This is a genomic window from Sulfitobacter sp. 1A12779 (assembly GCF_043557315.1).
In the GTDB taxonomy this organism is placed as follows: Bacteria; Pseudomonadota; Alphaproteobacteria; order Rhodobacterales; family Rhodobacteraceae; genus Sulfitobacter; species Sulfitobacter faviae.
Genome location: NZ_JBIFFU010000048.1, coordinates 1 through 7,508, shown reverse-complemented (window position 1 = coordinate 7,508; position 7,508 = coordinate 1). Strand labels below are relative to the sequence as shown.

The 7,508-nt window shown below is 62.1% G+C and carries 5 protein-coding genes and 1 pseudogene; 1 reads left to right on the top strand and 5 read right to left on the bottom strand.

Going from position 1 to position 7,508, the window contains the following annotated elements; genetic code table 11:
- Nucleotides 1-79: 79 nt before the first annotated feature.
- Nucleotides 80-730: pseudogene (locus ACGYLQ_RS20340) on the top strand (DUF6602 domain-containing protein); the annotation flags it as partial.
- Nucleotides 731-889: 159 nt separating this feature from the next.
- Here the strand turns inward: ACGYLQ_RS20340 and ACGYLQ_RS20335 are convergent.
- The 5 genes from ACGYLQ_RS20335 to ACGYLQ_RS20315 all read right to left on the bottom strand — a co-directional run bounded on the left by ACGYLQ_RS20335 (nt 890) and on the right by ACGYLQ_RS20315 (nt 7,382).
- Nucleotides 890-1,618 carry a DUF736 family protein gene (locus ACGYLQ_RS20335; protein WP_322330030.1) on the bottom strand — a complete coding sequence of 243 codons (729 nt, stop codon included), beginning with the start codon at nt 1,616-1,618 and terminating at the stop codon, nt 890-892.
- A gap of 125 nt (nt 1,619-1,743) precedes the next feature.
- Complete coding sequence (locus tag ACGYLQ_RS20330) at nt 1,744-2,046, bottom strand: hypothetical protein (RefSeq protein WP_317406787.1); 303 nt, start codon at nt 2,044-2,046, stop codon at nt 1,744-1,746.
- Nucleotides 2,047-2,147: 101 nt separating this feature from the next.
- The gene (locus ACGYLQ_RS20325) at nt 2,148-2,609 is read right to left on the bottom strand and encodes a DUF6915 family protein (protein ID WP_322330029.1); all 462 of its coding nucleotides are present in this window, start codon (nt 2,607-2,609) and stop codon (nt 2,148-2,150) included.
- A 1-nt stretch (nt 2,610) separates the two neighbouring features.
- A complete protein-coding gene (locus ACGYLQ_RS20320) occupies nt 2,611-2,997 on the bottom strand; it encodes a DUF6878 family protein (RefSeq protein ID WP_348393629.1) in 387 nt (128 codons plus the stop codon).
- Between the two features lie 122 nt (nt 2,998-3,119).
- On the bottom strand, nt 3,120-7,382 hold the full coding sequence (locus ACGYLQ_RS20315) for a strawberry notch-like NTP hydrolase domain-containing protein (RefSeq protein WP_348393630.1): 4,263 nt from the start codon (nt 7,380-7,382) through the stop codon (nt 3,120-3,122).
- Between the last annotated feature and the right edge of the window lie 126 nt (nt 7,383-7,508).

Genomic DNA, 7,508 nt, shown 5'->3' with positions numbered 1-7,508 from the left:
CTTTTGTGTCTGCATCGACACCGCCTACGCCCAGATCAATGAACCAGCAACCTCAGGACCGTTAATGTGACAACACCCGCGGAAGTCCTTCAAGCATCCGGGTACAAAAGGCGATGCAAGCGAAGCCATTTGGATTGATATGCTCGCCCAGTACCTGCCCGAAAGATACCAGGTTGCGAGCGCGCACGTCGTCGATAGCACTGGGAATTTCAGCGACCAGATTGATGCCGTCGTTTTTGACCGCCAATACTCGCCTTTTATTTTCACGTACGAGAAGCAACTCATTGTCCCGGCTGAAAGTGTTTACGCCGTTTTCGAGGCCAAGCAGACGGCAGACGCAAATCTTGTCAAATATGCTCAAGACAAGGTCGCATCAGTCAGAAGCTTGCATCGGACCAGTCTACCGATCCCACATGCTGGTGGGCTCTATCCACCGAAACAGCTCATTCCCATTATTGGTGGTCTTCTGACCTTCGAGAGCGAGTGGAAGCCTCCTTTGGGAGCATCTTTCGAGAAGGTACTCAACGAAGGCGATGGCGACAGAAGGTTGGACATCGGGTGTGTAGCGTCCCACGGGCATTTCCTGTTCGACAAAGAGGGCGGATATGACCTTGTTGAGGGGTCGAAACCGGCAACAGCCTTCTTGTTCGCGCTGATCTCACGCCTCCAGTTCAGCGGCACCGTACCAATGATTGATATCGATGCCTATGGAGATTGGCTGACCAAATAGTAACCGTAGAGTTCATTTTTTTTTTGGCATGCCTTCCAACACCACAAAAACCCTGCCTAATGGCTAGAGCAATCATATACCCAAACAAACACGCCAAAAGGGGAACCGTGATCCCACGGTTCCCCCTTGTTTTCAGATAGTCGTCCCTTCGCGTGCCAATTAGGCGACCAGCGAGAGCCCCGCGCCTGCGTCCTGCGGCTGCTCACCGCTGTCGATGAACGGGATGATCGAGAAGGTCTGCCCGCCGCGCTGTTCTTCGTTCTGCACGGCGTTGACGCGCAGGTCCCCATCGGGCGTGTTAATCAGCAGCGACAGGTAGTCGTTGCCTGTGCGGCTGCTCTTGGCCATCCACGCCGAGCCAACGCGGATCGGTGTGCCCCGGGGCGAGCTGACCTCGATCCGGTAGTCAGGGTGGGTCTCCTCGGATTTGTAGCTGTTCTCGATCAGCATGAACTCCAGATCGAACATCATGTTGGCGATGTAGCCGGTGAAGGCGTTGTCAGCGTCCATGGCAGTGAGCTCGCCCGAGATCGAGCCGAATTTCATAAGGCCGTTGGAGACCAGCGGGATAATCTCGAACTCACCGCTCTGGGCCGTGCGCGCCTCTTTCGTCTGCACCGCGTTGACCCGGAAAGGGCCGAGACCGACATCGATCTGCATCGAGATGTAGGGGTTGCCGCTGGTGTTGCCGGTTTCATTCCAAGCCGTGCCGATGCGCACTTTGCGGTCCGACTTGTTGATCGCCGTCACGTCATAATCCGGGCTGCGTTCGGACATCTTGGCCCGCGCCTCCAACTGGATGGCGATGTCAAAGCGCGTCGAGTGGATCATGCCGGTGTATTCGGTGGCTGCGGTCTCGACGTTGCGGGTGAGGGTTCCTGCGAACATGGGATAGTTCCTTCTTGGATTGGCCGGTGCCTGACGTTCTTGCCAGCGCATCCGGGATTGCTTTCACGACCCCTCCTGGGATCACAAACCAGAAAGCTTGCTTTCCTTTCAGCCCCGCCCACGGGTCAGAGCTGCCGTCCGACTGGGAAGGCCCCCGCGCCTCCGGGTGCTACACCCCTCCCCTGCCCGTCTGGTATTGATTGGCTGCCCGGATTTTCTGCGGCGACCTTCGGTTGCGCGATGAAGAACTCCGCCTCTTTTCCGTTCAACCGGTGCCCGCCCCGGTCGGTCAGTCCGATGCAGCTTCCATTCAGCACATAGGTGATGAGGTACTGACCGAGCCGGTCCTTGTGGACAACGTAGCCGGTATTGGCCCAATGCACGATCTGGCCGGCATCGACGGCGGCCTTGATGTCATCGAGTGTCATGGGGTCCTCCTCAAGAGAAATGGTTGGGGAAACCACGCAAGAAGCCCGGTCGTCCAACCGGGCTTCCGCGCAGCATTCGTTTGGTAAACGACCGAGAGCTGTCAGGCGCTTTGCGTGGTTTGCGTCGCGCGCGCCGCCATCCAATCCTTCAGGCCAAGAAGCGTTCGTCCGGCGGCGACCTCGGAGGCCCAGGCAACCCTTGGATCGCCGTAGGGCTCGGAGCCGACATGCCGGTCAATGTGGCCATTGGCCATCCATGACTCGGGCTGGATCCGTCGCAGCCAGTCCGCCATGCTCGGGATGCGGCCCTGGCAGTCTTCACGGACATGCTGCTCGCCGATCCAGCGCACGGGGATGTCCCGACCCGCGCTATTGGTCAGGGTCAGGCCGAAAACCCGTTCCGCCTCGAACAGGCCTTGAGCGTGGTGGCGCATGGCTCGGTGCGTAAAGAGCGCGAGGTGCTCTTTCGAGGCATCGAACCAGTCATGTATAGACTGATAGTCAGACGGCACCCCGCCGAATTTCCGGGCAGAGCTTTCAGCATGATGAAGCGGATGGGCCATCTCACAGCCCCTCGTCATAGCTGTGCGAGCATTCGACATAGCGGTCGGCGTGATCGAGGGTGATGCTGTCAGCTGCAATGTCCCAGGTCAGCGTGCCGTAGCCGCCTTCGTTGTTCTCGAACCCCGGATGATGGTGATAGGCGAGTGACCAGGCGAAATCGCCCACGGCGGTGACAAGCGCTTCCGGCAGTTTGACCTCCGCAGGCTGCACATTCACGTCCTCGACATTGCCAGAGTCGCCATAGCCTTCGTATTCAGCAGTGATCTCGCTGATGCCAAGCGCACGTAGTTGCGCGAGCAGCTCCGTTCGGGATGCCTTTAGCGCGGTTTCGCGCTCGGCGCGCCACTGAGCCGCCATTGCGGCATAGTCGATCTGGGGATTGGTCATGGGTCTGTCCTCTTGTCAGAAGTTGGGGGACCAGGCGTCGCATTGGTCGGCGCGCGCCCGGAAAAGCGCAGACCGGCCAAAACCCGATCCGCGATGCCCGACCCAAAGCCCGCTTTGGCTTTTCAGGCGGCTTGGTCTGCCGTGATAGCAGGCCCCTGCCCCACGATCCGGGCCAGAATGCTGCCCGTGTCGACCTCTTCCCCATGCGGCAGGAACACCCGCAGCTGGAAGGCGATGATCTCAGTGAAACACCCCATTGCCTTGAGCCCTTCGATCATGCCCTTTTCGGCACCGCCCAGCTCGAGGCGCATCTCGCCTGCGACCCGGCGACGGGTCAGGGTCAGACCCCGGCCAATATCGACCGGTGCTGTGGTGCCGAGAGCAGCGGTCAGCATCTCCTGCGGCGTTTGCGGGTTGGAGACGAGGAAGCGGGCGCGCAGCGCGGCCGCCCCTTCCTCGCTCAGCGCACGCCCGATCATCGCGGTCGCCCCGTCGGGCGTGACCCTATAGATGCGCTCATTGGTGGTCGGGATGTCCTTCCAGATCGGCAGCAAGAGCCCGGTCAGCAGGTAGAGCTTTGTCGTGGTGGTTTTCGGCAGGGACGCGGCCTCGGCATCCCAAAGCCCTGCAAACTCAGGCTTGCCGATCTCTTCCCAGGCCGAGGATGCGAACCGCACCTCTTCAAGATAGCTCGACCCGTTGGGCCGCACTACCTTGCGCATGAGGGTGACGATATCCTCGTCGTACATCTGCATGGGCCGCACCGAGATGAGCGCCGCACGCCCCGAAGCGCGATTGACCATCGGCAGCTTATCGGGATTGCGCGACGTGGCCTCTTCGGCGCCCAAGATATGGACTGGGTCGGTGACCTCAAGCCCGATGATCCGCGTCACGGCGCCAGATTTCGGGCAGGTCCAGAGATCCTCCGTGGAGACCTGCTCGATCTTTTCGCCACGCAGGGTTTCCACCCCGAGATCGAGCGTGCCCGCTGCGCGCGCCCGTTCGGTCTGATCAGCGATCCGGTTCATGAATTCGGCAAAGAGCGCGTTCTGCATGTGGATGGATAGCGCCAGCACCCTGTTCAGAAACCGCTGGATCGGCGGCAGCTCCTCGAGCAGCACCCCGTCCTTGTCGATCAGCCGCAGCGCGGTCCAGTCTGTGAAGCTCTCATAGCTCATGGCCTCGGCCCGCCCGGCGACAAGATCGGCAAAGTACCCACGCAGCGCCGCTCGCGCGATCGGGCTTTCGAGATTGTCCTCCTCGCGGAACATGCCTTGCGAGCCGGTCTCGCGCTGGCCCTTGGTCAGCGCTCCCAGCTGGTCGAGGCGTTTGGCAATCGTCGAGGTGAAGCGCTTCTCGCCATGCACATCCGAGGTGCAGACCCGGAAGAAAGGCGCGCTGACCTGGGCAGAGCGATGCGTGCGGCCCAGCCCCTGAATGGCCGCATCCGCGCGCCAGCCGGGCTCCAGCAGGTAGTGCCGCCGCCGTTTCTGGTTTTTCGCCGTTTGTGCCGCGTGATAGGACCGGCCCGTACCGCCTGCTTCGGAGAAGATAAGGATATCCTTTTCACCATCCATGAAGGCCTGGGTCTCGGAGGAATTGCTGCTTGCGCTACGCTTTTCGATGAAGAGATGACCGTCCTCGGCCTTGAGGGGCCGGATGGACCGGCCCGTGACCTCGGAGACAGCCTCGTCGCCAAAGGCCCAGAGGATCTGGTCCAGCGCCGAAGGGATCGGAGCCAGCGTCATCAACTCCATCATGGCCGCGTCACGCAGGGCGAGCGCCTCGCGCGAGACAACGAGCGCGCCATTGGCATCCCGCAAGGGCTCAGCCACCATGTTGCCGTCGATCTCGACCAGCTTTTGCGCATGGATCGGAAAGGCATGTTCCAGGTAGCCCAGAACATAGTCGCGCGGCGTCAACGCACCCTCGACGAGCTCGTCTTCCGCGTCCATCGTTTCAAGCCGACGTTTCAGCAGGCTCTCGCCGGTCGAAACCACCTGGATGACGCAAGCATTGCCCGCCGCCAGATCGTCCTCGATGGCGCGGATAATGGTCGGGGCCTTCATGCCCATCAGGAGATGGTTGAAGAAGCGCTGTTTCGTGCTTTCGAAGCGGGACTTGGCCGAGGCGCGTGCAGCCGAGGCATTGGTCTCGCCCGAGGCGTCGTTGACGCCGGTCGCTGTCAGTGCCGCCTCGAGATTGTGGTGAATGGTGCGGAAGGCGCCCGCATAGGCGTCGTAGATCTCGATCTGAGCCGGGGTCAGCGCGTGTTCGAGCACATCATATTCCACGCCATCGAAGCTGAGAGCACGTGCCGTGTAGAGACCGAGCGTCTTGAGATCGCGGGCGACCACCTCCATGGCGGCAACGCCACCGGCTTCCATCGCCGAGACGAAACCCTCGCGGCTCGGGAAGGGGTATTCGGGCCCCTGCCCCCAGAGCCCCAGCCGCGCGGCATAGGCGAGGTTGTGCACGCTCGTGGCCCCCGTGGCCGAGATGTAGAAGACGCGGGCGCGCGGGGCGGCAAGTTGCAGCCGCAGGCCTGCAAGACCCTGCTGGGAGGGTTTGATCCCCCTGCCCTGCTCGGAGCCTCCAGCGTTCTGCATGGCGTGGGCCTCGTCAAAGGCCAGCACGCCCTCGAAGCCCTCGCCCATCCAGTCGAGGATCTGGCTCAGCCGCGTGGTGCCGCATTTGCCCGCCGAGCGCAGCGTGGCGTAGGTCACGAACAGGATACCGTCGCCCATCGGAATGGGCTGGTCCGGTTTCCATTTGGAGAGTGGCTGGATGTCGGCGGGCGAGCCGCCGAGATCGGTCCAGTCGCGGATCGCGTCCTCGATAAGCGTGGCGGATTTGGAAACCCAGATCGCCTTTCTGCGCCCCGCAAGCCAGTTCACTAGGATGAGCCCGGCGCATTCGCGGCCCTTGCCGCAACCGGTGCCGTCGCCGAGGAAATACCCGAGACGGTAGGCATTTGCATCCTGGTCATCATCGGCGCGCGTCAGCTTGGTCTGGTCGTCATCGATGGTAAACCGTCCTGGCAGGTCGCGCCCATGGGCATCATGGGCCATGATGATGGTCTCGAGCTGCGCCTCGGAGAGATGTCCCTCCTCGATCAGTTTGCCGGGCAGGCGCAGTTCCGCACTGGCCGTGTCTGAGGGCACTGGCGGGGCCACAGAGGCCATGGCGATGCTTTCGACCAGCGGCGTGGGATGCTCCTGTGCCCCCGCGATCTCGATACGCTGCGGGCGGTATCGCGCATAGATTTCCGAGACGGGCCTGTTGTCGCGCGGGACATCGAAGCTCGTGAAGGTGAGCGGGATGGCAGCGTTGGCGCCGCTTTTGGAGGCAGCGACCGGCGCAGCGGCGGTCTTGCGCCGGGCAGATGATGGAACTGTCGGCCGACCATGGGGGATCGCTGCCGCCCATTGGGCGGGGCGCATCTCGGGACGGGTTGCGGCCACGGCATCGACAAAAGGAAGGGCTTCATCCAGATCGCACACAGTGGCGCGGATCATCTCGCCAGCCTCCTGCACCTTGTCGAAGACCATCAGCTGGGTTTCCACAGTTGTGCCGAGCTTGCGATAGACCTGCCCCGGCATCGTGAGCGCCAAGCGCGGCGTCAGAAGGCCGCAGGCGCGGGACCAATGCGCGGCATCGCGCTCAGATGTGAACCCCTGCGGCATGATCGCCACCATCCGCCCACCCGGTGCCAGGCGCTTGGCAGCCGCAATGAGATGTTTGGCAGCGATGTGCTTGTCTCGCGACCGATCGACCGAGGAGGCAAAGGGCGGGTTCATCACCACGACGTCGGGCAGAACCGGCGTCTGCAGAAGATCGTCGATATGCTCGCCGTCATGGCCCGTCACATCGCCGCCAAAGACCGCGCGCAAAAGGCCCTGGCGAAAGGGGTCGATCTCGTTGAGCAGAAGCGTGGCACCAGCCCGTTCCGCGAAAGCAGCGAGAGCGCCGGTGCCAGCCGAGGGCTCCAGAACGGTCTCGCCCTTGCGAATGGCTGCCGCCCGCACGGCCATTGCCGCGAAAGGCAACGGCGTGGAAAACTGCTGCAGCCTGATCTGCTGCTCTGACCGGCGGGTTTCCGTCAGCAGCCGAGAGGCAACGAGCTTTGCGGTAGCGATATCACCTGCTGCGTTGTCCCCACGCAGCAGCATCTGGATGGCCGCGGCCTGCATCAGGTCATATGCCATGCGCCAGTCCCAGGCACCGCTGGCATCGCTGCCAAGAAACGTCTCGCGCATGATGCGCGCGAGCGCCGAGCTGCGCAGGGGCTGGTGGTCGATCTCCGCGCCGATTTGCGCCAGCGCAGAGGCGAGATCAGCGTCGGAGATTGAAGAAGTCGGGTTCGCCGTTTTGGGCTTGGTCATGGGGATTTTCCTTTGGATCAGGGTCTGAGTTCCAAAGGACAAAAAGCCCGCTTCCGTAATGGGGCGGGCCTCTGTCAAGGGTTTCGGGCAAGTCAAAAATCCCGGCGAAGATCTCAACTTTCACCG

What these genes read in the sequence shown, in the direction of transcription:
- ACGYLQ_RS20325 (WP_322330029.1), bottom strand. Translation starts at nt 2,609, where the DNA reads ATGGCCCATCCGCTTCATCATGCTGAAAGCTCTGCCCGGAAATTCGGC.
- ACGYLQ_RS20335 (WP_322330030.1), bottom strand. Translation starts at nt 1,618, where the DNA reads ATGTTCGCAGGAACCCTCACCCGCAACGTCGAGACCGCAGCCACCGAA.
- ACGYLQ_RS20320 (WP_348393629.1), bottom strand. Translation starts at nt 2,997, where the DNA reads ATGACCAATCCCCAGATCGACTATGCCGCAATGGCGGCTCAGTGGCGC.
- ACGYLQ_RS20330 (WP_317406787.1), bottom strand. Translation starts at nt 2,046, where the DNA reads ATGACACTCGATGACATCAAGGCCGCCGTCGATGCCGGCCAGATCGTG.
- ACGYLQ_RS20315 (WP_348393630.1), bottom strand. Translation starts at nt 7,382, where the DNA reads ATGACCAAGCCCAAAACGGCGAACCCGACTTCTTCAATCTCCGACGCT.